General features: G+C 63.8%; 23 protein-coding genes and 1 tRNA gene. 8 read left to right on the forward strand and 16 right to left on the reverse strand.

Features of this window, described 5'->3' with window-relative positions:
• Positions 1 to 71: 71 nt before the first annotated feature.
• The 3 genes from IF803_RS09425 to IF803_RS09435 are packed head-to-tail and all read right to left on the reverse strand — an operon-like array spanning position 72 to position 3,056.
• The gene (locus IF803_RS09425; RefSeq protein WP_028340650.1) at positions 72 to 1,112 is read right to left on the reverse strand and encodes a DNA polymerase III subunit delta'; all 1,041 of its coding nucleotides are present in this window, start codon (positions 1,110 to 1,112) and stop codon (positions 72 to 74) included.
• Positions 1,109 to 1,795 carry a dTMP kinase gene (tmk, locus tag IF803_RS09430; RefSeq protein ID WP_028340651.1) on the reverse strand — a complete coding sequence of 229 codons (687 nt, stop codon included), beginning with the start codon at positions 1,793 to 1,795 and terminating at the stop codon, positions 1,109 to 1,111. The genes IF803_RS09425 and tmk overlap by 4 nt, the downstream gene beginning before the upstream one ends.
• Before the next feature lies 1 nt (position 1,796).
• Entirely contained in the window at positions 1,797 to 3,056 is a 1,260-nt protein-coding gene (locus IF803_RS09435; protein WP_461191961.1) for a D-alanyl-D-alanine carboxypeptidase family protein, read from the reverse strand.
• A gap of 162 nt (positions 3,057 to 3,218) precedes the next feature.
• Between IF803_RS09435 and IF803_RS09440 the strand changes: the two genes are divergently transcribed.
• Positions 3,219 to 4,154 (forward strand): alpha/beta fold hydrolase, encoded by a 936-nt coding sequence (locus IF803_RS09440; protein WP_461191962.1) that lies wholly within the window; start codon positions 3,219 to 3,221, stop codon positions 4,152 to 4,154.
• Between the two features lie 33 nt (positions 4,155 to 4,187).
• Here the strand turns inward: IF803_RS09440 and IF803_RS09445 are convergent, their stop codons facing one another.
• Positions 4,188 to 5,120, reverse strand: coding sequence for a septal ring lytic transglycosylase RlpA family protein (locus tag IF803_RS09445; protein ID WP_080583437.1), 933 nt, complete (start codon positions 5,118 to 5,120; stop codon positions 4,188 to 4,190).
• A gap of 696 nt (positions 5,121 to 5,816) precedes the next feature.
• The gene (locus tag IF803_RS09450) at positions 5,817 to 7,067 is read right to left on the reverse strand and encodes a matrixin family metalloprotease (protein WP_461191963.1); all 1,251 of its coding nucleotides are present in this window, start codon (positions 7,065 to 7,067) and stop codon (positions 5,817 to 5,819) included.
• Between the two features lie 249 nt (positions 7,068 to 7,316).
• On the opposite strand from IF803_RS09450, the gene IF803_RS09455 reads away from it, so the two are divergent.
• Positions 7,317 to 7,751, forward strand: coding sequence for an NUDIX domain-containing protein (locus tag IF803_RS09455; RefSeq protein ID WP_461191964.1), 435 nt, complete (start codon positions 7,317 to 7,319; stop codon positions 7,749 to 7,751).
• Here IF803_RS09455 and IF803_RS09460 read toward each other — a convergent pair.
• The 3 genes from IF803_RS09460 to IF803_RS09470 all read right to left on the reverse strand — a co-directional run bounded on the left by IF803_RS09460 (position 7,705) and on the right by IF803_RS09470 (position 10,069).
• The gene (locus IF803_RS09460) at positions 7,705 to 8,184 is read right to left on the reverse strand and encodes an arsenate-mycothiol transferase ArsC (protein ID WP_461192028.1); all 480 of its coding nucleotides are present in this window, start codon (positions 8,182 to 8,184) and stop codon (positions 7,705 to 7,707) included. The two genes, IF803_RS09455 and IF803_RS09460, sit on opposite strands and share 47 nt — an antisense overlap.
• Positions 8,185 to 9,193: 1,009 nt before the next feature.
• Positions 9,194 to 9,439, reverse strand: coding sequence for a hypothetical protein (locus IF803_RS09465; RefSeq protein WP_155258488.1), 246 nt, complete (start codon positions 9,437 to 9,439; stop codon positions 9,194 to 9,196).
• A gap of 267 nt (positions 9,440 to 9,706) precedes the next feature.
• A complete protein-coding gene (locus IF803_RS09470) occupies positions 9,707 to 10,069 on the reverse strand; it encodes a hypothetical protein (RefSeq protein ID WP_035631555.1) in 363 nt (120 codons plus the stop codon).
• Positions 10,070 to 10,531: 462 nt separating this feature from the next.
• Between IF803_RS09470 and IF803_RS09475 the strand changes: the two genes are divergently transcribed.
• On the forward strand, positions 10,532 to 10,684 hold the full coding sequence (locus tag IF803_RS09475) for a hypothetical protein (RefSeq protein ID WP_461191965.1): 153 nt from the start codon (positions 10,532 to 10,534) through the stop codon (positions 10,682 to 10,684).
• Between the two features lie 107 nt (positions 10,685 to 10,791).
• A tRNA-Ser gene (locus IF803_RS09480) sits at positions 10,792 to 10,881 on the forward strand.
• Between the two features lie 217 nt (positions 10,882 to 11,098).
• Here IF803_RS09480 and IF803_RS09485 read toward each other — a convergent pair.
• Positions 11,099 to 11,407, reverse strand: coding sequence for a hypothetical protein (locus IF803_RS09485; protein WP_157340985.1), 309 nt, complete (start codon positions 11,405 to 11,407; stop codon positions 11,099 to 11,101).
• Positions 11,408 to 11,981: 574 nt separating this feature from the next.
• Between IF803_RS09485 and IF803_RS09490 the strand changes: the two genes are divergently transcribed.
• Complete coding sequence (locus tag IF803_RS09490; protein WP_028340655.1) at positions 11,982 to 12,536, forward strand: SGNH/GDSL hydrolase family protein; 555 nt, start codon at positions 11,982 to 11,984, stop codon at positions 12,534 to 12,536.
• A gap of 7 nt (positions 12,537 to 12,543) precedes the next feature.
• On the opposite strand, the gene IF803_RS09495 is transcribed toward IF803_RS09490, so the two are convergent.
• Positions 12,544 to 13,464, reverse strand: a complete 921-nt coding sequence (locus tag IF803_RS09495) for an alpha/beta fold hydrolase (protein WP_461191966.1) — start codon at positions 13,462 to 13,464, stop codon at positions 12,544 to 12,546.
• A gap of 152 nt (positions 13,465 to 13,616) precedes the next feature.
• Here IF803_RS09495 and IF803_RS09500 point away from each other — a divergent pair, with 152 nt between their 5' ends.
• Complete coding sequence (locus IF803_RS09500) at positions 13,617 to 14,075, forward strand: winged helix-turn-helix transcriptional regulator (RefSeq protein WP_028340657.1); 459 nt, start codon at positions 13,617 to 13,619, stop codon at positions 14,073 to 14,075.
• An 84-nt stretch (positions 14,076 to 14,159) separates the two neighbouring features.
• Positions 14,160 to 14,327 (forward strand): hypothetical protein, encoded by a 168-nt coding sequence (locus tag IF803_RS09505; RefSeq protein ID WP_016847764.1) that lies wholly within the window; start codon positions 14,160 to 14,162, stop codon positions 14,325 to 14,327.
• Between the two features lie 12 nt (positions 14,328 to 14,339).
• Here the strand turns inward: IF803_RS09505 and IF803_RS09510 are convergent, their stop codons facing one another.
• Positions 14,340 to 15,158, reverse strand: a complete 819-nt coding sequence (locus IF803_RS09510; RefSeq protein WP_461191967.1) for an aminoglycoside phosphotransferase family protein — start codon at positions 15,156 to 15,158, stop codon at positions 14,340 to 14,342.
• A 201-nt stretch (positions 15,159 to 15,359) separates the two neighbouring features.
• On the opposite strand from IF803_RS09510, the gene IF803_RS09515 reads away from it, so the two are divergent.
• The gene (locus IF803_RS09515; protein ID WP_028340659.1) at positions 15,360 to 15,617 is read left to right on the forward strand and encodes a hypothetical protein; all 258 of its coding nucleotides are present in this window, start codon (positions 15,360 to 15,362) and stop codon (positions 15,615 to 15,617) included.
• A 16-nt stretch (positions 15,618 to 15,633) separates the two neighbouring features.
• Here the strand turns inward: IF803_RS09515 and IF803_RS09520 are convergent, their stop codons facing one another.
• The 5 genes from IF803_RS09520 to IF803_RS09540 form a co-directional block, all read right to left on the reverse strand.
• Positions 15,634 to 16,977, reverse strand: coding sequence for a PQQ-dependent sugar dehydrogenase (locus tag IF803_RS09520; protein WP_461191968.1), 1,344 nt, complete (start codon positions 16,975 to 16,977; stop codon positions 15,634 to 15,636).
• A gap of 81 nt (positions 16,978 to 17,058) precedes the next feature.
• The gene (locus tag IF803_RS09525) at positions 17,059 to 18,672 is read right to left on the reverse strand and encodes a DHA2 family efflux MFS transporter permease subunit (protein ID WP_461191969.1); all 1,614 of its coding nucleotides are present in this window, start codon (positions 18,670 to 18,672) and stop codon (positions 17,059 to 17,061) included.
• Complete coding sequence (locus IF803_RS09530; RefSeq protein ID WP_461191970.1) at positions 18,669 to 19,697, reverse strand: HlyD family secretion protein; 1,029 nt, start codon at positions 19,695 to 19,697, stop codon at positions 18,669 to 18,671. Before IF803_RS09530 ends, IF803_RS09525 begins: the two co-directional genes overlap by 4 nt.
• A 213-nt stretch (positions 19,698 to 19,910) precedes the next feature.
• Positions 19,911 to 21,404, reverse strand: a complete 1,494-nt coding sequence (locus tag IF803_RS09535; RefSeq protein WP_461192029.1) for a sensor histidine kinase — start codon at positions 21,402 to 21,404, stop codon at positions 19,911 to 19,913.
• 16 nt (positions 21,405 to 21,420) lie between these two features.
• On the reverse strand, positions 21,421 to 26,575 hold a 5,155-nt coding region (locus tag IF803_RS09540; protein ID WP_461191971.1), incomplete at its 5' end, for a HAMP domain-containing protein.

A 26,575-nucleotide genomic window follows, 5' to 3' on the forward strand; every position in this document is an offset into this window, starting at 1 on the left:
CGGAATCCTTTGCAGATCGAAACGAGATTGTCGGGAGTGTTGTCAGACGGATGTGTTGTCAGACGCGGCGTCTATCGGGTCGCGTCCGCGAGCATCGAAAACACCGAGAAAACCAGCGGCTTGCGCTCCAGATTGTAGGCTTCGGTATCGCGCGCGGCGCGGACGATCTTTTCCCATACCTCCGCCAGCCGTGCAAGGCGCGGCAGATTGGCATTGGCGTCGCCCGTGCGCATGCGCTCGCTCATCCAGCGATCGATGCCGTCGATGAAAGCGGCGAGCGCGACGCGGTCACTGGTGCCAAGCGCTTCGCCCAGCGCATGCAGCTCGCGCGGATCGACGCTCGGAAGCGTCGCGAGCAGCGCGGCCGTGCGTTGCTGCAGTTTCAGCGCATCGCCGCCGAGCAGCGACAGCGCCCGCCCGACGCTGCCTTCGGATGCTGCGGCGGCTTCCAGTAGCGCCGGATCGTCGGCTTCGATATCGGTTGCGGCCGCGGCCGCGCGCACCACGTCGCTCGTCTCCAGCGGCCGCAGCAGCAACTTGCGGCAACGGGACAGGATGGTCGGCAGCACCCGTGACGGTGCGTGGCTGACCAGGAGGAACAGCGATTGCTGCGGCGGCTCCTCGAGGATCTTCAGCAGCGCGTTCGCGGCGTTGGGATTGAGCTCGTCGACGGTATCGACGATGCAGACGCGCCAGCCGTCGACCGCAGCGGTCGAGCCGAAGAACGAGATGGTCTCGCGCGTCTCGTCGACCGTGATGACGGTCCGCATCACGCCGCGATCGTTGAGGCCGCGCTCGAGCACAAGGAGCCCGCCATGGGCGCCCGCCGTGATCTGGCGTGCCACCGGATCTGATGGATCGACCCGCAGCGTCGGCGCCGCCTGAATCTGGGACGATTTCGGATTGCGAAACGCCAGCACGAACCGCGCCATGCGGTAGGCCAGCGTCGCCTTGCCGATGCCCTGCGCGCCACCGATCAGCCAGGCGTGCGGAATTCGTCCGCTGCGATAGGCATCGAGCAAGGCGGTCTCCGCCTCGCGATGCCCGAACAAATCCGGCGTTTCGCGCGGATGGCGGGCGGCGCTCTCCTGTTCGACCTTGCGCGCGCTCATGCAGGATTGTCCGCCGTGAGCGCTGCGCGCAGATGCTCGCGCAGCGCGGCCCATATCCTGGCCGTGACCGTATCCGGATCCGCCGTGGCGTCGATCAGGACGCAGCGCTCCGGATCTTCGGCCGCGATCCGGCGGTACGCGTCACGCAAATCCTGATGGAACTTGATGCCTTCGGCTTCGAAGCGATCGGCGGTGGCGTCGCCGCGTCGCGCAGCGGCGCGTTGCAGTCCGACCTCGACCGGCACGTCGAGGATGAAGGTCAGATCAGGCTTGAGATCGCCGATGGTCACGCGCTGCATGGCGTTGACGAGTTCGGGCGACACCTGCCCGAGCTGGCCCTGATAGGCCCGCGTGGAATCGAAGAAACGATCGCACAACACCCAGATGCCCTGATTGAGCGCCGGCAGGATCACGGTGCGGACATGGTCGTCGCGTGCAGCGGCAAACAGCAGCGTCTCGGCCTCCGGCCCGAGCAGCTTGCCCATTCCCGACAGCACGAGGTGACGGATGATCTCCGCCCCCGGCGAGCCGCCCGGCTCGCGGGTCACGATCGCGCGTAGCTTGGCGGCATCGAGCCGTTCGGCAAGCTTGCGGATCTGGGTCGATTTCCCCGACCCCTCGCCGCCCTCAAAGGTGATGAAGCGACCGCGCAAGCTCGGCCGTTGGACTGCTGCTTCCGCCATGTCAGAGCTTCTCGACCCCTGCGCGGAACATGCCGATGACCAGCTCCTGGGCGCCGTCGAGCGCACGGCGCATCGTCGATCCGGTGCCGACGGCGTCCGCCGCGAAAACCGGAGTTTCCATTGCGACATTGGCGCCGCGCCACACCCGCACTACCCCGATCTTCTGGCCGGCGGTGATCGGCGCCTTGACCGGGCCGCTATAGATGACGCGCGCGAGCAGCTTGTCGTTGCCGTTCTTCGACACCATCACCTTGATCGGATCGGGGCTGACGAGCTTGACCGAGCGGCTCTCGCCGCCGAACACCCGTGCATAGCCGACCGGCTGATTGGCCGCGATCAGGGTCCGGGTCTCGAAGCTGCGGAACCCCCATTCCAGCATCTTCTTGGCTTCGGTCGCGCGGTCCTCGGAATCCTCGAGGCCGTTGACCACGACGATCAGCCGCGTGTCGTTCTGCACGGCCGAGCCGACCATGCCGTAGCCGCCTTCCTTGGTGTAGCCGGTCTTCAGGCCGTCGGCACCGGGCAAGGCGTTCAGCAGCGGATTGCGGTTTTGCTGGCGGATCTTGTTCCAGGTGAATTCCTTCTCGCCGAACAGCTTGTACCGTTCCGGGTAGGTCAGGATGATGTGGCGCGCCAGCGTTGCGAGTTCCCGCACCGTCATCTTGTTGGCCGGGTCGGGCAGCCCGTTGGAATTGCCGAAGGTCGACTTGGTCATGCCGAGCTCGCGGGCGCGCTTGGTCATGAAGTCGGTCGCAAAGGTATGCTCATTGCCGGCAATGCCTTCGGCGAGCGCGATGCAGGCGTCGTTGCCGCTCGGGATGATCGCGCCATGCAGGAGATCGTCGACCGAGACCTTGCTGTTGATCGCCGCGAACATCGTCGAGGTGCCGGACGGCGCCCCGCCCCGCCGCCAGGCGCTCTCGCTAATCCGGTACTCGTCCGTGAGCTTGATGTCGCCCTTCTTGATGGCGTCGAACACCACCTCGGCCGTCATCAGCTTCATCATGCTGGATGGCGCGCGCAGCTCGTCGGCGTTCTTCTCGAACAGCACGCTGCCGCTGCTGGCCTCGACCAGGATCGCGGTCGGCGCATCGCCGTCGAACCCGCCCTCTTCCTTCTTGGCGCCCTGGACACTGTTGTTGGCGGCATAGACCATTCCGCCGCAACCGATTGCCAGCGCGACCGCGGCCGCGATCAGGCCCCGCCAGCAACGCCCGGCGCGAGCTGACAACGTGCGGGGAACTGCGGTCTGGGCTGCCATCGGCGATGTCCTGAAAGACTGCGTTCTAACAGCTGGAAGTATCGCAAACAACTGAGGTTTCTGCGCTTGTGCATGGCAAGCTGGATTGCCGCCTGCGTTGAACGTCCGTATCCTTGGAACGAGCTAACGTCAGCAGAACCGGCAAACAAGGCGGAAACGCGAATGTCATCCTCCCGTACCATTTCCGCCAACGGCATCGACATGTTCGTGCGCGAGGCCGGGCAAGGCCCGCTGGTCGTGCTCTGCCATGGCTGGCCGGAACTGTCCTATTCATGGCGGCACCAGATCGCGGCGCTGGCCGCGGCAGGCTTTCGGGTCGTCGCGCCTGACATGCGCGGCTTCGGCCGCTCCGGCGCGCCGGCCGAGGTCGGCGCCTACACGATCTTCGATACGGTCGGAGACATGGTCGCGCTGGTTGCCGCCCTCGGCGAGACCCGCGCGATGATCGTCGGCCATGACTGGGGCGCGCCGGTGGCCTGGCACGCGGCCCTGTTCCGTCCCGACATCTTCACGAAAGTGGCCGGCCTCAGCGTGCCGCCGCCATTCCGCGGCCGTGGTCGCCCGCTCGAGACCCTGCGCGACAGCGGCATCACCAATTTCTACTGGCAGTACTTTCAGGCGCCCGGCGTGGCCGAGGCCGAGTTCGAGCGCGACATCGCCCACACCATGCGGTTGGTGCTCGGGCGTGGCGTCTCCGATCCAAGCTCTATGTTCGTCGACGAGGCCAAGGGCTTCCTCGGCAAGCTGCCGGCCGGAATGCCGTTGCCGGCCTGGCTGACCGAGGCTGACATTGCCGAATTCGCCGAAGGCTATCGGCACTCCGGTTTCCGCGGCGGTCTGAACTGGTATCGCAATCTCGATCGCAACTGGGAACTGACCGCGCCCTGGCAGGACGCACAGATCCATCAGCCGTCGCTGTTCATCGCCGGCTCGAATGATTCGGTGATCACCGGGCTGATCGGCGCCAAGCGGGTCGCGGACATGGAGCGCGTGCTGCCGAACCTCAGGCAGAAGCTGATCATCGAGGGCGCCGGCCACTGGATCCAGCAGGAGCGCCCGGACGAGGTCAACAAGGCGCTGATCGCGTTTCTGAAATGATCAGGCCAAGAGCCTGATCTGTAAGCGCATGGCTCAGTAGAGGCCGCGCCCGCTCAGGACTTCGGCCGGTCCCCGCGCATCGATCGGGACATAGGCGGCCGCCGGGCTCGGGCTTGCGGCATAGCGCGCGTCACCCTCATAGGAGACTTCGCGCGGATTGTTCAGGGCGCGGCGGTGCGAGCGGCTCGAGGCCGACATTTCGGAGGTGGCGCTCACCGAGGCGTAATCTGCCTGGGTGTTGCCGAGGCTGTAGGGCCGTCCTTCCGGCAACGGAACGTCGCCACGGATCCGGCCCGAGGAGGACGACATCTCAGGCACGAACGGCCGTGCGGAGGCGACCCGGACCATCGACGGGGACGGCGCTGGAGTACCGGTGCGCAAGGTCGCCATCAGCTGGCGGTCGTCGGACCCTTCGAGCGGCGCTCGGCCGACATATTCGACGCGGACGCGAGCCACGCCATTGCCTTTGAATTCAAGCAGTTCCGCGGCTTTGTTCGAGACGTCTATGAGGCGATTGCCGTGGTACGGCCCGCGGTCATTGACCCGAACGACGAGCGATCTGCCATTGCTCAGATTGGTGACGCGGGCATAGCTCGGCATCGGCAGGGTCGGATGGGCGGCCGTGAGCGAGCCCATGTCGAACACCTCGCCATTGGCGGTGAGGCGGCCATGGAAGTCGTCGCCGTACCAGGACGCCATGCCCTCGGCGCGGTAGTTCTCGTTCTCCTCCGGCACGTAGGTGCGGCCGGCGACAACATAAGGCTTGCCGATGCGATAGGTGCCGCCGCCTTTCGGCACGGGATCACCCAGCGCCACCACGCGCGGGCTCGACGACACCCCGTATTTGGGGTCGACCCGGCTGGCGAACTTGTTCGAGGAGGCACAATTGGCGAGGACGAGGCACGTCGCCACCGCAACGGCGCCGCGCGCCGTCCGGATCATCGAATCTGGCCGTCTAATCCCCATCTGCCCCAAGTACCATTCTGCCGGACCTGCGCCTACTCCGAGGCGTCGAAGTCCCTTGCCGTCGCTGTGCGGCCCACCTCCGCACCAGAGCGTGACGATATCGCAACCGGAACACGGCGGAAATGGGGAGAGCCGGCGGGCGGTGGCGTCTTGGTGAATGGTCTGTTGCGCCTCCTCCGTCGTTCTACTGACCTTCAGCTCCGCCCAACGCCCTCGCCTGTCCCGCTATCAGACACACTGTTGCAGCAAATCATCAGTCGGGGGGCATCTTGGATTCCAACAATTGAATCTTTTTGACTGTGCAAGGCTGCAATCGTTTTCTCGTCCGCGTGGGGCGCAAAGGAAGTTTGCGATGATCGAGACGGTTACAGCGGTGATGGGCCTGGTGAGTGCGGCGATCTTCTTGGCGCACGCCGTGGAAGGCTATCGGTACCGGGCCTGACAGTCCGTTGAAGGTGGAAAGACGCGTCACCTCTTTCCAGGAGTGAATGTTCGGAAAGCTTTAATCAATTCGGATGAGCATCGATTGAAGGCAGGTGTGTCATGCGTAATCACGATTTGGTCTCCGACGGATTTCTGACCCTGACCGCAGCCAGCCTCGTGCTGCTGTGCTCGAGCCTGCTGGCGTTCGCGTTCGGCTGAACGTTTTTGAGGCGCGCCCAAGGGCCGCCTTGCCTCGTCGCCGCCCACCAACTCTCAGGTGAACAAGTGGCCGGCCGCACCTGCGGCATGAACAAGTGAAAGGCCGACCGCATCCAGTGGATGCGTACTTGTGATGTGGCTGCCGTCGAATACCAGTTCGGTCGTTGCTCCCGATGCGCTCTCAGTCAGAAAAACCGCTGAGCCGTTCTTCATATCGGTGACATCGAGAACCGGGTCGTAGTTGCCCGGTAGCAAATTACTTGCAACGAACTTGAAGTTGTCGAAGTAGAGAAGATCGATCTGGCCCGACGAAGACTGCGTCACGATGTCGGCGTGCCCGTCTCCGTTGACATCCGCAACCCCGACGACATTCCAGAATGCCAGACTCGTTAGCGCACTCGTGGTGAGCTTGCCCGCACCGTTGAAACCCAGGAAATCAATCTGCCCGCTCGACGACTGAGTGACAAATTCGGCGTTCGCGGCCCCGCTGAACAGACCGGCGCCTTTAACGTCCCAATAGCTCCCCGTCATCAGCAAAGAGCTCGATAGTTGCCCTGCACTGAAGTTAAGCAAATCAATTTGGCCATTGGACTGGGTAATGACGGCAGGATTTCCGTTCGACGCAAAATCTACGTTGCCGACGACCTTCCAGAATGCTTGCTGCGTCAGGGATGAACCCGTGAGATGGCCGGACGAGTTGTATTGCAGGAAATCCAGCCGTCCGTCGGCGAGCTGGGCGGCAGTCGAAACGGCGATGCCGGGAAGCACGCCGTAAAGGGCTCGCACGCCGTCGATGTCCGATTGAGTGAGATCTGTGACTGCGGGATTGATGACCGCATTCATGACCGCCGGACTGACATTGTAGTGGTCCAGTCCGAGGCTATGTCCGATCTCGTGCAGCGCTACGACGTAGAAAGAGACTCCGCCATTACTGACAAGCTCACCATTGACGAGATGCCAACCCTCATCCATGTCGAACGTAATATCAGCTGCAATCTCCGAACCGCGCGCATAGGAGCTCTGTTCCTCGCCGACGACGTTGTTCTGGCCGTCGATGTGGCTCAGTCCAAGGCGTATTTGATTCCCGGCGGCGTCAGAGACTTCATGAAAGTCGATATTGGCCGCCGATTCCCACCGGTCGAATGCCTCCCTGATCTCGGTCTGGAACATTCCGGTCAGGAAGCTGTCGAACTGAATGAATTGGCCAGTGAAGTTCGCCGCGGCGAAGCTCCAATCAATCTCGCCGGAAGCGGTTCCAAGTGCGCTGGAGCCCCACTTGAAGCCCTCGAGGACGTAGTCAGCCATCAAACAATGCCCTTGGCTCGATGATGCCCTGTGGCCAGAGGGGAAGTCCCAGTCGTTGCGAGACGTCCGAAATCACTGTCTGCACAATGCATAATTTTACCAGCGATTGTCGATTCTGACCACGTTGGCCTTGGTTGTCTTGACAGCATTACCCGGACTTTCCAGCTAGAGCCGGCGGCCGATGGCGGCAGGGAATCTGGGCCAACGGCAAGATGATCTGGATCGAGGCGAAGAAGAGAGGAAACACGGATGACCGGCAGTGTCAGAGAGGGAACGTCCGCCCTTCTCGTCAGCACAGATGGCCGGCTGCTGATGCAACTGCGCGACGACCTCCCACATGTTACCGATCGCGGAAAGGTCAGCCTGTTTGGCGGACGGCGGGAAGGCGCCGAGACTTTCCTCGAATGCGTGGTGCGCGAGATCCACGAGGAGATTGGCTACTACCTGCCGCCCGAGCGTTTTGAGTTGATCGGCCGCTATTCCGGTCCCGATCATGCAACGCCAAACGGTAGGCTTCGCGGCGAGGTGTTCCTTGCGCGCGAGGTGCCCATCGACCAATTGACGGTGACCGAAGGCCGCCTCGAGATCGTCGCCATCGACGACCTCGAACGCATCAGCGGCATGCTCGCGCGCCCGGCTACGTTCGCGCTGGAGATCTTCCTGAAGCGCGAACCGATGACCTGAGCGCTGAAACCAGCGCGCGGATGTGATCGTCGATCATGGCCAACGCGACTGACGGATGAGCAAAGTCGATATCGTCTACGTGCCAGTAAGTCACCCTGTCGGCGACCTCGGGGAACCGGCGCTCGATCAGCGGACGGTGCTCGGCCTCCTTGAGAGCGATCACGAGGGCGGCGTCGTCGAAGTCCGCCAATGAACAGGGCTGCGGAAAGCGCGCTGCGCCTTCCGGCACGATACCGCTGGCGCGAAGACGATCATCGGTGAAGACTGACATCGGCCCGACATTGTCGGGCGATCCCCGCTCGGCCGCGCCTCTGGAGGACGCGCGCCACGCCAGCTGTTCGGCTCTAGCAAGATGATTGAAAAGTTCCTCTGCGTATCGACTGCGATAATAGTTGCCGGTGCAGAGAAAGAGGACACGCTTCATGGGCGTCATGATGGCCAACGTCGGCCCTCGCGGTCAACGGCGTTGCGAGCATGAGCTCCTTTTGGCTCACGAACCGGGCGAATGACGGGCCGGCCCGGGGTTTCTTGAAACGACGGAACCGACCAGTCCTCAATCATCCCTGCCCGTCCCGTTGAGTTGGGTGCCAATTGCGGTGCCAATTTTGAGCAGCAGGCCGCAACCGAAAACGGCCCCAGCGAGGGTTGCTGAGGCCGTCATTCCGTCTGCTGGGGGCGCGGGCGCCAGTGAGCAGGCCGCCTCGGTTCAGCAGAGCGCCGGTACATCCGCGGCTGTCTGAATTGTACTCGATGTCGTAGCGTGCCTGGCGAGGTCTCAGGGGGTACCCCACAGGGCGCATCCGGAAATGGGACCCGTTAGCAAATCAGCAACGTGATCGGCGCAGGCTTCTCTGAGGGACGGGACCGTTGGGGACGCAGCACGGTCACGTTTCGGAGGAGCTGGCGCGCCGGCCCTGAGCGTCGGCTCCTCTTTTGGACCTTGTGTGAGTTAGGCAACAGCCGTCACTCCAGGTACCTGCTAAGCGAGAGACGTTGGGAATTTCAGGGCCCTAGCGCTGGGAATGACAGGGCGCCGCCGGGACAAACCATTTCGGGCCCGGCGGCGTAATTTTTGAGATTTGCCGCGCTGACGCGTGAGAGGCGCCTCGAGAATGTCTGGCGACAAGATTGCTACAAAGACCGTGCTGTTGGCGCTGGCCATAGGCGTTGCGGTATGGGCAACTATGGGGGCGCCCGAGCCAGGCACAAACTCGCCGATGCACGTCGCCAACAGGCGATGAGGCCCTGCCGGCACGGCCCATGCAGTTAAATTGACGCTGGGGATTTCAGTGTCCCAGTTCAGGAAGGAAACGCCGCCGGGCGTGTATTTTTGAGACCGGCGGCGTCTTTTCCTCGCACAGCAAGCTGGCGCGATTGCCCTGCCTGCCCGTCTGGCGGTTTAGTCTCCTTGGCAGATTGGGCGCTGTCGCTTTAGGTCGGCGTCATTCGAGCGGTAAAGAAAGCGCGGGCAGCGGCTTATTGCCCTGCTCGCAACCTGTTCGCCCCTTGAGCGGTAGAACCGGCGTTGAGGCATCCGCCGCAGTCCGGCCCATGAAATGGGTCAGATTAACGGCCGATGACCACTCCACATAACCAACAGTCGAAAAGGCAACCGCTCCCACGATGACAATACTGAGCACTGAAGCGGCGGCTGCTGACGCCAAGCTTTGGCTGCTGAAAAACGGCATCACGATTCTCCGACACCGAGCTGCCACCCATCCTTGCGTTATGCCAACTCGCGATGATCGAGTGTGAACCGCCTCACATTTCACGGGCACTTGATGCCGAGACCGGGCCCGACGATGCCGGTTCACGGCCGGCGGGCCATTTTGCCAATTCAGGTCCAGGCCGCTGCCCATCCGGACAGATTCGTTCTTTGATCTTCGGCCGCAATTGAAGCGTTTCCGGCCGCCTCAATTGGCGGCCTCTTTCAACCGCAATTCATCGAATGGCGCTCAATTGCCTAGTGTTTTCGAACCTTGCTTGGGCCTCTCAGAGGGCATTGTCGATGGCGAGTCCCAGTCAATCATTTTCAGGCAAACGAGGAGTTCGACATAGCTTTGCACTTGCCCTGACCCCGCCAAGAGTTCGCAACTTTCACGCGGTCCTGCCGGGACAGTTAGCCAGATCGAGTTTAGCTGCTGCCGCGCAACCGTCTCGTCACTCACGCACTTGCTCGCGTCCTTGGGAAGTCCCGACGCTTTATCGTCAACGGAAACGTCCGCGCAGAGCGCCTTGATGTCGAAATTGGGAACACTGTCTGAAACTTGTACGGGCGGCTGAGCAACGAGCGACAATGCCAAGAGCGCTGCCTTCATAAGATCTCCCTCCCCGTCCGGTGCGCCCAGCTGGAAGGCGGATTGAGCTGGGACTGACCGCGGCTTCGGAGGCTGTAGCGGCCACCCTCCGCCGCCGACGTACATTGCGCCTTTTTCGCAATTTCTATCCACCACGAACCGCAATGCTGCGGCGCGCTACTACTTTTGCGCACGCGATTTGCCTGCCGGTCTGTTGGTTAGGACTAGTTCGGAATGGCAATTGCCGCGGCTGCCCCGCGGGTTTCGAAGCATGTTCAGCAGGTGCGATCGACAAAAATAGTGCGGTCCAAATCACCCCGACAGTAACGGCGGGGGTTGGCGGTGTATCCGTAAATCCACGGTTCGCCACCTTAACGTTAAGCCGAAAACCGATGCCCGCACCGACGTGGCGTCGTGTAGTGTCTGAGATATTTCATTTTTTCTTCGTCAAGGCCAATTGCCAAAGTTCAGCGATTTAAATCAATGATCGTGGAGTTCGGTATCGCGAGCACGATCGTGGGATCGGTGCTCGCCGTTTATGCAAGGCGGCATCGTTCAGTCATCTTGGAAGCGTGCGCAGGCGCGCTGCTGATTGTCGGCCTCGCCTGCATTGGCGCGGGGCTGCCGCATGTGTGACCCGCCCCTTCAGCAGGGACCGGGCGAATGACCGGCCGGCCGGGTTTCGCTGCCAAGTTCGCGTTGCGTTCGGCGCTGCCCTACGCTAAGGGCCTGATCCTTGATCCGGAAGGGTGGCCGAGTGGTTTAAGGCACCGGTCTTGAAAACCGGCGTGCCCGCAAGGGTACCGTGGGTTCGAATCCCACCCCTTCCGCCACAATTTATTGAATTCACTTTGTTATTTGCCCACGACGATTTCGTGCGCCCAAGTGATCCGGCCCACGGGGCCAGAACCGACAGCCGCATTGATACCGGCGTCGATGCGGCCGTTACGACAATCCCACTATTGTTATGGGCATTGCGGACCAGCTGACATTACGCCGCCGAGACAAACCGTTTCGGCCCCGGCGGCGTAATTTTCGCGTACTGCTCATTCAAAGTTCAATCTCGATCGCCATGTTCGCGCGCACGAGGGTGGTCAAGCCCGCTTTCAATCTTTTCGCTTGCCAAGTTTGGAAGGCTGGATCGGCGTTGAGTTTGTCAACCGCCGCGCCGTAAGCCGAAAACGTCTCGAAATTCACTGAGAAAACGAAATTGCCGGCTTCACCGACGGCGACAGACCAGAACCTTGGTTTGCCACCGTGCTTGCGCCAAAGCCCGGCGCTCTCCTTTGCCAATTCGAGTATTCCTGCGAGGTCGCCGCCTGGATTCGGCTTGACCACATACTGCACGACGACTGCCATGCTACCCTCCAATTGAAATGACAGGGGCGCGCATGTGGCGCTGTTTTCGATAGATGGGGCTTGATCTAGGTCAAGGTATCCAGCGATGCGGCATGCGTACTTTGCCGTCCCGCGTGAACCGCGATGGCATCATCTCTGCAGTTTCGACGGTGCTGGGGATTTCAGTGTCCCAGTCCAGGAAGAAAACGCCGCCGGGCGTGTATTTGTGACACCGGCGGCGTCTTTTCGGGACAATGCCTCTCTCGATCCGGCCGCCGTCACAGCGTCGATACCGGGCGATTCAGCTCCGCGCGAGCTCGGCCGGGATCAGAGCTGAGCTGAAGCGGCTGCGCGATAGCCGACCACCAGATGGCCGCAACGATGGTAACGGGTTGCGCGCCGCCGTATCCAGCAACCTCCCGCAGGGCGTGATCCGCATAAAGTGATCGCTCCGGCGTTGTGCGGTTGTTTCTGAATATTGCTCGGGTTGGAGCCGCGATGGTAGCTCTGACGAGCAATGCGTCGCGCACTACCTTGGGTTTTGGCCGTTACTTTTCTGATTGGTTTTGTCGCTTCCTTTGCGGAGCTGCAGAGGATGCGCAACCGCTTCGGTGAAGTGTCTCAGCACGGCTTTCACGATCATGCCGCGGTGCGCGAATTCATGATACGCGCCGCGCTCGCCGACGCGCCGGCGCCGATCGTTGTGCTTGGCGATAGCATCACCGAAATGGCTCCGCTGCCCCGGCTGCTCTGCGGACGTCCGGTCATCAATGCCGGCGTTGGCGGTCAGACCATCCCGGAGGCAAAGCAGCTCGCCGGGCGCGTGCTGCAGGATCAGGGCGCATTCCTGCTCGTCCTCGCGGTGGGCGCGAACGACGCTGGATCGCCAACGGCGCAACGCGACTTCACCGACCTCATCGATGCCGTCAAGCCGCTGTCGACGCGGCCATTGGTGGTCATTGCCGTCGCAGCTGACGAACGGACCAACCGCGCGATCGAAGCTGCCGCAGTTGCGCGCGGTGTTCGGTTTATCGACCCGCATTTGCCGTCCGGCGCGAAGATGGCTGACGGCATTCACTTCACCGCGGCCGCCTACAAGGCCTGGGTGCCGGCACTTGAGGCGGCGATCTCGGCGGAATGCACGATGTGACGTGCAGTCACGTCTGCCGGATGAACTCCGCGATCAGGCCTGGGATTTCCTCAGGCGCATCCTCGAAACAATAGTGCCCGACACCGGCAAGGCGCCTGACCGGTGCCGCCGGGAAGATTGCGGAAAACAGCGGCAGGAAATGCTCTGCGCGCAGCGTGCGGTCCGCCTCGCCCCAGATTGCGAGCGCAGGTTTGCTGCGAATCAAACGGTCGGCGGCGGGATCAGGCGTCTGGAATTGATGCGCGCCGGTCGCAAAGCCCTTGGCCCAGCCGATCGCACCGAGGCAGTCCGCCGGACGCGCGAAGTGCGCGCCGTAGGCGGCGAGCCAGGCGTCCGTGATGACGGCGTTGTTCTCGAATCCGTTGAGCTTCAGCGTGCTCAAAATGTTGAAGCCGAGCTGTCCGAGAACCGGCTCGAGGTCGCCGCTCGCCTCGGCCTTTGCGATCCATTGAAACCACGGCGAGACCTGCGCGTTGGCGGCGACGCGATCGAACAGATCGCTCTGCCCGAACGGCGTTGGCCCATTGGCGGAGACGATGCGGCGGATCCGGTCCGCATGCCGGGCCGCTAACCCCATGCCGACCGGGCCGCCGAAATCATGCATGACAAGGGTGATGTTGGTGAGATCGAGCGCGCGGACCAGCGCTTCGAGATTGTCGACATGGTCCTGCAGCCAATAGCTGCGATGCGCCGGCGTCGCGCTCTTGCCAAAGCCCATGTGATCCGGAACGACCACCCGGTGCGTCGCACTGAGGCCTGGCACCAGGTGGCGGAACAGATAGCCCCAGCTTGGCTCGCCGTGCAGGCAAAGCACCACCTCGCCGTCCCGCGGACCTTCGTCGACATAATGCATCTGAAAGCCCGGCGCCGCGCTGAAATGCGGCGAGAACGAAAAAGTGTCGTCGAACGTGGCGTCGGCTCGGATCACGGCTCTGACCTCGCATGGTTTCAATTTGAAACCAACGTGTAGCGCTTGAGGTTTTACTTTGCAACCAATATATCCAACCAACGATCCGGGTGGTTTTCCGGCCGCGCCATTGAGCGCCGATCACCCCCAGGGAATGAGTGTTGAGGATCACGATGGCCAAGCGAGTGAGCCACAGGGACTCGATGTGCGGCGTCGCTCGGCCGCTGGATGCGATCGGCGACTGGTGGTCGCTGCTGATTGTCCGCGATGCGTTCGACGGGCTGCGCCGCTTCGGCGAGTTTCAGAAGAGCCTCGGGCTTGCCAAGAACATCCTCTCGGCCCGGCTCCGCAATCTTCTGGCGCACGGCATCATGGAGACGGTGCCGGCAAGCGACGGTAGCCCCTACCAGGAATATGTGCTGACCGAAAAGGGACGCGGGCTCTTCCCTCTTCTCGTCGCGCTCCGGCAGTGGGGTGAGGACTTCTTCTTTGAACCCGACGAGGCGCATGTGCTCCTGGTCGACCGCAAGAACGGGCTGCCGGTGCGGCGGCTCGAGTTGCGCGCGCAAGACGGACGCGTCGTTGGCGCGGAGGACACGATGGTGCGGCTGCCGCCGGCTTCACCTGAGTGAGAAGTGCACGTGTCGCGCGCGCCATCAACTGCAACCGGATGTTAACGCTCCGTGCCGCAGCATCCGCGCGTGGAGGTTCGACCAATGCAAACATTCCGGATTTCGCTGAGCGATGGGACGCGGCAATTCCACACGGCGATTCAGGCGCCGGACCCCGCTTCCGCGCGCATCAAGGCCGCCTACTTCTTCGATATCTCGAAGTGGCGGATTCTGAGCGTGTCGCTGAGTGGAGCCAGCGCCGCGGCGGCGTAATCGCTGCGCGCTCTACGCCATCCGGTCGAGCTCGGCGGCCGCAAGTCGTGCGATGGTAAGGTCGATTTCGGCGAGTGGATCGCCGTCCCCCAGAAACCAGGCTGCCGACAAGCCGGTCCAGGCCACGATCCATGACAGCAGGCGCCGGCGATCCAGCCGCGCGGCTTCAACGACGATGTCGAGCCGCCGGGCAAAGCGTCCGGGTTCGGTCGCGACCGGCCGTGTCGGATCTGCAAGATCCGGATTGGTGAAGATGTTGGCGAAGTCGAACCCGCGCTCGCCGACAAGATGCTTCGGATCGATCGCAAGCCAGCCGTGCGTGCTGAAGTCGAGCACATTGTCATGGTGCAGGTCACCATGCAGGACCACGATCTCACGCTGATTGCCCAGCAGAGCTTCGGCAACTTCCGCCGATCGGTTCAGAATGCCGCCATGCACCCGCGCCGCGGGCCACAACTCACGAAACCAGTGCGTCAGCGGCGTCAGATCCGGCCGCGGCTTCGCTCTCTCGGCGTGAAGCCGATCGGCCGTTGCACAGAGAATCCTGAAGGCCTCGTCGTCCCGGCCGGTTCGCGCCATTTCGCTGAGCGAAGCCGATCCCATCGCCCTCTCGAGCAGAAGGGCGTCGCCGTCACGGGCAAGAACCCGCGCCGCACCTTCGCCGTCCCACCACTCCATCACGACGGCGCCGAGGCGTTCGTCCGGCTCGTGCGAGAGCTTGAGCATGGCCGGCTCGCCATGCCGGCGCACCGGCAGCAACCGTGCGGCGTGCGTCACGATCGGGTCGCCGTCGGGGACAAGACTCCAGGCCGAGAGATAGGGAGCGAACATTTGGGTGGACTGACCGGGGACGAAGAAGCGAGCCTCGTGGTTCTAATCATTGCTTCCGCGCGCTGCCACGCCGGTTCCCTGCGGCGCATCGTGGCAGGGCCACGCGAACCGGTTCCCCGCTGCCCTGCCCATGTTGGCTGATGACAGCCCCCACCCATCTCGCGCTACAATGTCGCAGCCGGTGCTACGGAGGGTGTGGCGATGCCGCGAAAGGGAATTACCGGACACGACGAATGGGTGGTCACGGAGGCCCTGGCCACAGCGCTGGTGGCGCTCGAACAGTTGCCGTCAAAGCATCAGCCGCGCGCGCATATGGAGGATGTCCGAAAAATCCTGACCGCCAGATGTGAGGCCGGCGCCGTCACGCTGCATCTTGCGCAGGCCAAGTGCCGGTTGTTTCCCGATACCGATCCCCTGACCATCTACGAGGAATATGGCCTCAAGGACGGGCTAGGCTAGCGCGCCGCCTGCAGTATTAGTCGCGGCTGACGCGCCAGATCGTGCCGTTGCCGTCTTCGGAGACCAGCAGCGCGCCGTCGCGCGCGACAGTCACACCGACCGGACGGCCCCAGACCTCATTGTCGCCGATGACGAAGCCGGTGACGAAATCCTCGTACTCGCCGGTCGGCACGCCGTCCTTCAGCCTGATGCGAATGACCTTGTAGCCGGTACGCTTCGACCGATTCCACGAGCCGTGTTCGGCGGCAAACGCATCGCCGCGATATTCCGGCGGAAAACTGCTGCCGGTGTAGAAGGTCAGGCCAAGCGACGCCGAGTGGGCCTGCAACAGCACGTCAGGGACCGTCACCTTGTCCTTCAGGTCTGGCCGCGCGCCGGCATGCGCGGGGTCTTCGTTGCCGCCAATGTAGTACCAGGGCCAGCCGTAGAACGCGCCTTCGCGGACCCGTGTCACATAGTCGGGCACAAGATTGTCGCCGCGGCCATCGCGCTCGTTGGTCGAACACCACGGCGTACCGCTTCCGGGCTGGATCGCAAGTCCGACGCAATTGCGGATCCCGGTGGCAAACAGCTTCTGGTTCTTGCCATCAGGATCGAAGGCGAGCACGGCGGCGCGGTCGGTCTCGTCGCCCCAGGCAGCGCCGAGCGCATGGTCGCGGCTCCAGGCCTCGATGCCCTTCGGCGGCCGGCCCAGCCCCTCGCCTGCGTTGCCGGCGGAGCCGACCGACACCAGCATCCGCTTGTCGTCCGGGGTGAACACGATATCACGCGTGGAATGGGCGTAGCCGGGCGGCAGCCGGGCGACGATCGTCTCGGGCTTTCCCGACGCCTTGAGATCGCCGTTACGGTAGGCAAAGCGCACGACGCTGTCGGTGTTGGCGACATAGAGCCATTGCGGATTGTCACCGCTCGGGAAGAACGCGATGCCGAACGGCTGGTTCAAGCCGGTTGCGTAGACTTCGTTGGTCGCAGGCCTGGCGGCGCCGTCGGCGCTGCGCAGGACACGCATGCGGCCGGAGCCGGTTTCCACGACGAAGATATCGCCATTGGGCGCGGCCCGGATGATCCGCGGGCCGCTGAGCCCGCTCGCAAACAGTTCGACCTTGAACCCGGCCGGCACCTGCGGCGTGGCCGATGCAGGTCTCGGCATGACGCGCGGAAACTTGCTGCTCGACGCCGTTGCCCCGGGCTTGGGTAAGTCCTGCGGCGTGATCAGGCGCACCGTGCCCGGCTTGTCGCGTTGCCAGTCGCCGAAGGCTTCCGCGCCTTTCAGCACGGGCTCGGCGCCCAACCGCGTGATGCTGATCGCCGCGACGAAGACGGCCGACAGACCCGCACCGGCAAGACTCGTCCTGGGCATATGCTCCTCGCGCGATTTCCCTTCGGTCACGCCGTTCATAGCGCGGTTCGGCCGGCTCCCGCGTTCACAATGTCGTCTGCTTTAATGTCCCTTCGGCGGTGCCGTCAGATCGACCGGTTTGATGATCAGCGCCAGCGGGATCATCACGAGGCCGATGATCGAGAGCATCCAGAACACGTCGATATAGGCGAGCAGGTCGACCTGCCGCTGCAAGGTCTGGCCGACCCAGGCGACCGCCTGGGACGCGGCGTCCGATGCGTTCGACCCCTGCGCCTGAAAGAAGCGCGTCATCGTGTCGATGGTCTGCTGATACCCGAGATCGGACGGCGCGGCATGCTCGATCAGCCGGCTCTGGTGGAATTGCTGGCGTTGCGCCAGTGCCGTCTGGGCGAGTGCGACGCCCATCGACCCGCCGATATTGCGCGCGACGTTGATCAGTGCCGAGGCCTGGTTGGTCTTGTCCGGCGGCACACCGTCATAGGATGCCGTCGTGACCGGCAGAAACAGGAACGGAAGCCCGGCGGAGAGGAAGATGCGCGCGAGCGCGGCGTAGCCATAGCTGATGTCGCCGTTCAATCCCGTCAGGTGCCACATTGAGAATGCGACGATGCAGCCGCCGATCGCGATCAGATATTTCGGCTGGACGCGGCTGACGAGGTTGCCGACCACCGGCATCAAGATCAGCGTGACGATGCCGCCGGGCGACAGTGCGAGCCCTGCCAGCAGCGCAGTATAGTTCAGCTCGGTCTGCAACAGCTGCGGCAGGAGCTGCGTCGACGAGATCAGCACCGCGCCGGTGCACAGCATCACCAGGAAGCACGATCCGAACTGGCGGCGTCCCAGCAGACGGAGATCGACGATCGGGTCCTTGCGCGTCAGCTCCCAGGGAACCAGCGCGATCAGACAAATCGCCGAGGCCAGCGCGAAGCCGACGATCATATTGGAGCCGAACCAACCCTTGCGCTGGCCTTCGTCGAGCACGAATTCGAGCGAACCGAGCCCGATCGCGACCAGCACGAAGCCGATGTAGTCGACGCGCAGGCCGTCCTTGAGGAGTTGCCTGCGCTCCTGCTCGGCACCGGAGGGCTCCTTGACCAGCGTCCCGACCAGGAACAGCGAGAGCAAGCCCATCGGCACGTTGATCAGGAAGATCCAGTGCCAGCTATAGGTATCGGTGATCCAGCCGCCGAGCGTCGGCCCGACCACGGGAGCAACCACCACCGCGACGCCGTAGATCGCGAACGCCTGGCCACGCTTGGCCGGCGGAAAGGAGTCGGCGAGGATCGCCTGCTCGCTCGTCGCCATCCCGCCGCCGCCAAGGCCCTGGATGATCCGGAACAGAACCAGCGCCTCCAGGCTCCAGGCAAGCCCGCAAAGCAGGGACGCAAATGCGAAGGTGCCGACGCAGATCATGTAGAAGCGCTTGCGGCCGATCACGGTCGAGAGCCAGCCCGAGATCGACAGCACGATGGCGTTGGCGACCAGATAGCTGGTGATGACATAGGTGCTCTCGTCGATGCCGACCGCCAAGCCGCCCGCGATATGGCGCAAGGCCACATTGGCGATCGTGGTGTCCAGCACCTCCATGAACGTCGCGATCGAGACGACGAAGGCAATCATATAGGGATTATGTCCGCCGGCAGCCGAACGCTCCGGCGACCAGGCCGCGCCGCCGCCTGCCGCAACGTCGGTCATCGCACCCTGGTCCAGGGCACGACCGACATGCCCGGCCCGATCGGAACGTCATTCGGCCAGTTGTCGATCACGATCTTCACGGGAACGCGCTGCACGACCTTGACGAAATTGCCGGTCGCGTTCTCCGCCGGCAGCAGGCTGAACGCAGTGCCCGAGCCCGGCTGAACCGAAGCCACGCGGCCGGTGAGCTTGCGCCCCGGATACGCGTCGATCCTGATCTCGACCGGCTGGCCCGGGCGCATGTCCGTCAGCTGCGTTTCCTTGTAGTTGGCGGTGATCCAGACCTCGTCGGGAACGAACATCATGACGCTCTGGGCCGGCGCCACATAGGTGCCGACCGCGCCGCTCAGTTTGACGACGCGCCCGGATTGCGCCGCGACGATGCTTGTATATCGCAGGTTCAATTTGGCCTGATCGAGCTGTGCCTGCGCCTGCTCCAGCGATGCCTTGCTGCTCTTGAGCTGAGCCTCGAGCGTCTTGACGCCGAGCTCGGCCGCGGTCACTGCCGTCCTGGCGCGGCTGGCATTGGCCTGCTGGGCGTCGAGATCCGAGCGGGTCTGCTGCTGCCGCTGCACCGTGCCCGCGCCCTTTTCGACGAGGTTCTGGGCGCGCTCCGCCTCCTCCCGCGCGAAGTTCAATTGCGCCTCGGCCTGCTGCTGCTGCGCCTTGGCCTCCTTGATCTGCTCCTGCTGGCTGTCGATCTGGGCCTCGACATTGGCGATATTGGCCTCTGCGACCGCGACCTGTGCGCTGGCCTGATCGACGGAGATCTTGTAATCGCGCTCGTCGATCCTCGCGAGGAGATCGCCGGCACTGACGTGCTGGTTGTCGGTGACGGGGACCTCGACGACGTAGCCGCCGACCTTTGCTGCCACCGCAAAGCTGCGTGCGGCCACGAACGCGTCATCGGTCGATTCATAGTGACGCACGTTGAGCCAATAGCTCACTCCACCGGTGATCGCGAGCAGGAGCAGACAGGCGCCGACTGTGGCAAGCAGCCAGTGCTCGCGGAGCCGATCACGCATCGGTGGCTTGCGCCCGGTCTCCTGCTGCGGCGAGGATTCGTGGTCGGGTCGCGTTTCTTGCTCGGGATTGCGCTCAGGCTGCCGCGGCTTCTCCGCGGACGGCCCGCGCTCACGGGTTTGGGCATCCACGGCAGCACCTCAAGCCACGAACGGAGCGGTCAAGCTTCGTTAACCGCAGCGTCCGGCGCTTGGTTCCTGTTCGGCCGGGGCGCGCTACACGGCTCTGGAACTGACCAAGGGCTTGCGTTCGGCTGCCGACGGTTCGCGGAACGCCGGCGTCTCCCCGACAAGCGCCTTGAGCGGAACCGTGAGCCGGCACACCAGGCCCTCGGCGTGCCAATCGAAGTCGGCGCGCCCGCCGAGCTGGGTTTCGATGCTGGCGATCACGCTTCGGGTGCCGAAACCTTTCTGCTTCGGCTTGGTCACGGGAGGTCCGCCGGACTCCACCCAGGCCAGGATCAGTGTGTCGTCGTGCAATTCCCAGGTGATCGCGAGCCGGCCCGACAGCACCGAGAGGCTGCCATATTTGGCGGAGTTGGTGACGAGCTCATGCAGCGCCAATGCCAGCGTCTGCGCGGTCGCGGGCTGCAACTGCACCTCCGCGCCATCGATCTGGATCTGCCCGGCCTCCGAATACGGCGCGATCTCCTCGGCGACCAGCCGCCGGATTTCAGCGCCCTGCCAGCTCGACAGCGACAGCACCGTGTGAACGCGCGCCAGCGCCGTGATGCGGCCCTCGACCGCCCGCACATAGGCGGTCACGTTCTGCGCGCGCGTCAGCCGCACGATCGATTGCGCCAGCGCGAGCGCGTTCTTGGCGCGATGGTCGACCTCGCGGGTCAACAGGCTCTGCCGCTCCTCGGCCTTCTTGCGATCGGTGATGTCGACGGTGACGCCGCTCACCCGAACCACCTTGCCGTTGCGGTCGCTGGTGGCCGCGGCCGTGCCGACGCACCAGCGCACCTCGCCGTCCGGCCGCATGACGCGGAATTCGGTTTCGTAGGACGTCTGGCCCTTGCCGAAGCCAGTCCAGGCTTGCCGGAGGTGTTCGACATCGTCGGGATGAAACAGCGCCTGTATATTGTCGGAGGTGAGCTTGAAGGACTTCGGGTCGACGCCGAAGATCTTGTATTGCCCCTCGTCCCACATCCAGTCGCCGTTGACCCAATCCCAGTCCCACGAACCCATCTTGCCGGCGGCAATCGCCATGCTGCGGCGCGCCTCGCTCTCGACCAGCCGCGTGGTCGACTGCTCGAGCTCGGCGGTGCGCGCGCGCACGCGGTCCTCGAGCTCCGCGTTGAGGCGTTCGAGCTGCCGTGTCTTGCGGTAGAGCTCGGCGAACACGCGGATCTTCGCCCGCAGCACCTCGGGCACGACAGGCACCGGCACGTAATCGACCGCGCCCATCTCGTAGCCGCGAAGCCGGTCGATATCGCTGACCTGGATTGCCGAGATGAAGATCATCGCGGTCTTCTGGAAGCGCGGATGTTCGCGGATCATCGCCGCGAGCTCGAAGCCGTCGAGTTCGGGCATGCAGACGTCGACCAGGATGACCGCGACTTCGTTCTTGAGCAGGAATTCCAGGGCCTCGCGGCCCGACGACGCGGCGACGAGCGTCTCGCCGAGCTCCTTCAGGATGACCTCATAGGCCAGCAGCTTCGCCGGCTGGTCATCGACCAGAAGGATGTTTACCTTTTCGTGGTCCATCATGTTCGATCGCCGATCAGCGGTGCAGCCACATGCGGATCGCCAGCAGCAGTTGCTCGGTGTTCACGGGTTTCGCCAGATAGTCGGACGCGCCTGCCTCCAGGCATTTCTCTCGATCGCCTTTCATCGCCTTCGCGGTCAGCGCGATGATCGGCAGCCGCGCGAAGGCGGGGTTTTGCCGGATGGCGCCGATGGTCTGGTAACCGTCCATCTGCGGCATCATGATGTCCATCAGCACGATCGCAATCCTGGGATTGGATTCGACCAGCGAGATGGCCTCGTGACCGGTCGTCGCAGTCAACACCTTCATACCTCGCCGCTCCAACACGCTCGAGAGCGCGAAGATGTTGCGGGCATCGTCGTCGACCAGCAGCGCGGTCTTGCCAATAAGATCCTCGTCGGAACTATTGAGCTTCTCCAGCATCCTCTGTTTTTCGACGGGCAATTCCGTGATCACACGGTGCAGGAACAGTGACGTTTCGTCGAGCAGACGTTCCGGCGATTCCACGCCCTTGACGACGATGCTGCGCGCCATCGTGTGCAGTTCCGCGTCCTCCTCCGCCGAAAGTTCCCGGCCCGTAAACACGACAACGGGAATATTGGAGAGCGTCTCGTCCTTGCGGATGTGATCCAGCACCTCAAAACCGCTCATGTCGGGCAGGCGCAAGTCGAGCACGACGCAGTCGTACGGATTTTCGCGCATCGTTGAGAGCGCCCCTGCCCCGGTGCCGGTGGTCACGATCTCGATATCCTCGTGCCCGAGCAGTTCGGTAATGCTGAGCTGCTCCGCCGCATTGTCCTCCACGATCAACAGGCGCTTGCGGCGCGGTCTGGCGTATTCCTTGATCTGCGACAGCGCGGCGCTGACGCCTTCCGTCGTCGTCGGCTTGTTGACGAAGGAGAAAGCGCCGCGCGCCAGCGCGTGCTGTCGGTCCTCGTCGAGCGTGATGATCTGAACCGGAATGTGACGGGTCAGCGGATTGTGCTTGAGCTGGCTCAGCACCGTCCAGCCCAGCATGTCGGGCAGGAAGACGTCGAGCGACACCGCGCTCGGCTGGAACTGCTTGGCCAGGTCCAGCGCTTCGGCGCCGCGGCTTGCGACCAGCACCTTGAAGCCCTTGTCGCGCGCCAGATCGATCAGCACCCGCGCGTAATGCGGATCGTCCTCGACGATCAGCAGGATGGTGTCGCCGGGTTCGAGATTGAGCCGGTCGTCCGGAAGCTGCTCGATCACACGCTCCTGCGCACCCGACGCCTGCAGCGCCGGTGCCGGCGTGTGCGGCATCGGGAACGGTTGGGCCTGCTGACGCAGTGCCACCGAGGGGCCGGCATATTTCAGCGGCAGATAGAGCGTGAAGGTCGAGCCCTTGCCCGGCGCGCTGCGCAGATGGATCTCGCCGCCGAGCAGACCCGCGAGCTCACGGCTGATCGCCAGTCCAAGACCGGTGCCGCCATATTTGCGGCTGGTGCCGGCGTCGGCCTGCTGGAACGCCTCGAAGATCAGCTTCTGCTTGTCTTGTGGAATGCCGATGCCGGTATCCGACACCTCGAACGCAACGACCGCAGGCGCCGCATTGAGGATCGGATGCTCCATACTCCAACCGCCGAGCGCGGCCGACACGGTCAGGCTGACGCCGCCTTCCGCGGTGAACTTGAACGCATTCGACAACAGGTTCTTGAGCACCTGCTGCAGCCGCTTGGAGTCGGTAACCATGCTGCGCGCAAGATTGGCGTCGACATCGATGCTGAACGAGAGATGCCGGTTCTCCGCCTCGTGCCGGAACGGCCGTCCGACGGTCTCGAGCAGGCTCGATGTCAGGATTTCCTCGGCGTCGACCGTCACCGTGCCGGACTCGATCTTGGAGAGATCGAGGATGTCGCTGATCAGGTTCAGCAGGTCGGTGCCGGCGCCGTGAATGGTGCGGGCAAACTCGACCTGTTTGCCGGTCAGATTGCCGTCGGGATTTTCGGTGAGCTGCTGGCCCAGGATCAGGATCGAGTTCAGCGGCGTCCGCAACTCATGCGACATGTTGGCAAGGAATTCGGATTTGTACTTCGAAGTCAGCGATAGCTCGGTCGCCTTCTCTTCCAGCGCGCGCCGCGCCTGCTCGATTTCCTGGTTCTTGCGCTCGACGTCGACATTGCGTTCGGCAAGCTGCTGGGCCTTCTGCTCCAGCTGATCGTTGGTCTGCTGCAACTCCTTCTGCTGGGTCTGCAGCTCGCCGGCGAGCTGTTGCGACTGCTTGAGCAGCGCCTCGGTCTGCATCGTCGCCTCGATGCTGTTGAGCACGATGCCGATGCTGTCGGTCAATTGTTCGAGGAAGGTGATCTGCGAGGTCGTGAATGAGGAGATCGAGGACAGCTCGATCACCGCCTTGACCTGGTTCTCGAACTGCACCGGAAACACGACGAGGTTCTTCGGCATGATCCGCATCAGCGCCGAATTGATCGGCACCGCATCGCCGGGAATCTCGGAGACGAGGCGCTGACGCTTGTCGAGCGCGCATTGGCCGATCAATCCCTCGCCGAACTGGACGATCTGCGGATGCGGATTGCTGCTGTCGCTGGCATAGGCCGACAAGAGGCGCAACTGCGCATTCTCGGGATTGTCGACCTGGTAGATCACGCCCATATGCGCGTTGATCAGCGGCGCAAGCTCGGTCAGCAGCAGCCGGCCGACGGTCGCAAGATCGCGCTGGCCCTGCAGCATGTTGGTGAAGCGCGCCAGATTGGTCTTCAACCAGTCCTGCTCGGTGTTGCGCTCCGTCGTAAGACGGAGGTTGCCGATCATCGTGTTGATGTTGTCCTTGAGCTCGGCGACCTCACCGCGGACGTCGACCTGGATCGAGCGCGTCAGGTCGCCCTTGGTCACGGCGGTCGCGACTTCCGCGATCGCGCGCACCTGGGAAGTCAGGTTGGCCGCGAGCAGGTTGACGTTGCCGGTGAGATCCTTCCAGGTGCCGGCCGTGCCGGGCACGTTGGCCTGACCGCCGAGCCGTCCCTCGACGCCGACCTCGCGCGCCACGCTGGTGACCTGTTCGGCGAAAGTCGCGAGCGTCTCGGTCATGTTGTTGATGGTGTCGGCGAGCGCGGCCACCTCGCCCTTCGACTTCACCGTCAGGTTCTGCTTCAGGTCGCCGTTGGCGACCGCGGTCACCACCTTGACGATGCCGCGCACCTGCTCGGTCAGGTTGACCGCCATGACGTTGACGGTGTCGGTGAGGTCCTTCCAGGTGCCGGCAACGCCGCGCACCTCGGCCTGGCCGCCGAGCTTGCCCTCGGTGCCGACCTCGCGCGCCACGCGCGTCACCTCGCCGGCGAAGGCGTTGAGCTGGTCGACCATGGTGTTGATGGTGTTCTTGAGCTCGAGGATTTCGCCCTTCACGTCGACCGTGATCTTGCGCGAGAGGTCGCCGCGCGCCACCGCGGTGGTGACTTCGGCGATGTTGCGCACCTGGGTGGTCAGGTTCGCGGCCAGCAGGTTGACGTTGTCGGTGAGGTCCTTCCAGGTGCCGCCGACGCCGGGCACCACGGCCTGGCCGCCGAGCCGTCCTTCGGTGCCGACCTCGCGCGCCACGCGCGTCACTTCGGCAGCGAACGAGCGCAGCTGCTCGACCATCGTGTTCAGGGTGTCCTTGAGCAGCAGGATCTCGCCGCGCACGTCCACGGTGATCTTCTTCGACAGATCGCCGCCGGCGATCGCGCTCGCGACCTCGGCGATGTTGCGGACCTGCGCGGTCAGGTTCGACGCCATGAAGTTGACGTTGTCGGTGAGATCCTTCCAGGTGCCGGCGACGCCGGGCACTTCGGCCTGGCCGCCGAGCTTGCCTTCGGTACCGACCTCGCGCGCCACGCGCGTCACCTCGCCCGCAAACGCATTGAGCTGGTCCACCATCGTGTTGATGGTGTTCTTGAGCTCGAGGATTTCGCCCTTCACGTCGACGGTGATCTTGCGCGACAGGTCGCCGCGCGCCACGGCGGTGGTCACCTCGGCGATGTTGCGGACCTGCGCGGTCAGGTTGCCGGCCATCGAGTTGACGTTATCGGTCAGGTCTTTCCAGGTGCCGGCGACGCCGGGCACGTTGGCCTGGCCGCCGAGGCTGCCGTCGGTGCCGACCTCGCGCGCCACGCGCGTCACCTCGCCCGCGAAGCGGTTGAGCTGGTCGACCATCGTGTTCAGCGTTTGCTTCAGCTGAAGGATCTCGCCGCGCACGTCGACGGTGATCTTGCGCGACAGGTCGCCGCCGGCGATCGCGGTCGCGACTTCAGCGATGTTACGGACCTGCGCGGTGAGATTGCCGGCCATCGAGTTGACGCTGTCCGTCAGGTCCTTCCAGGTGCCGGCGACGCCGGGCACCTCGGCCTGGCCGCCGAGCTTGCCGTCGGTGCCGACCTCGCGCGCCACGCGCGTCACCTCGCCCGCAAACGCGTTGAGCTGGTCCACCATCGTGTTCAGCGTTTCCTTCAGCTGAAGGATTTCGCCCGACACGTTGACCGTGATCTTCTTCGACAGGTCGCCCTTCGCCACCGCGGTCGCGACCTCGGCGATGTTGCGGACCTGCGCGGTCAGGTTCGACGCCATCGAGTTGACGCTGTCGGTGAGATCTTTCCAGGTGCCGGCGACGCCGCGCACTTCGGCTTGGCCGCCGAGCTTGCCTTCGGTGCCGACCTCGCGCGCCACGCGCGTCACCTCGCCCGCGAAGGCGTTGAGCTGATCGACCATCGTGTTGATGGTGTCCTTCAACTCGAGGATTTCGCCGCGCACGTCCACCGTGATCTTCTTGGAGAGGTCGCCGCCCGCGACCGCCGTCGTCACGGCGGCGATGTTGCGGACCTGCGCGGTCAGGTTCGACGCCATGAAGTTGACGTTGTCGGTCAGATCCTTCCAGGTGCCGGCGACGCCGAGCACGTTGGCCTGTCCGCCGAGCTTGCCTTCGGTGCCGACCTCGCGCGCCACGCGCGTCACTTCCGACGCGAAGGCGTTGAGCTGGTCGACCATGGTGTTGAGCGTTTCCTTCAGCTGGAGGATCTCGCCCGACACGTTGACCGTGATCTTCTTCGAGAGGTCGCCGCCGGCGATCGCGGTCGCGACGTCGGCGATGTTGCGGACCTGCGCGGTCAGGTTCGACGCCATGAAGTTGACGTTGTCGGTCAGATCCTTCCAGGTGCCG

The organism is Bradyrhizobium sp. UFLA06-06 (assembly GCF_054820065.1).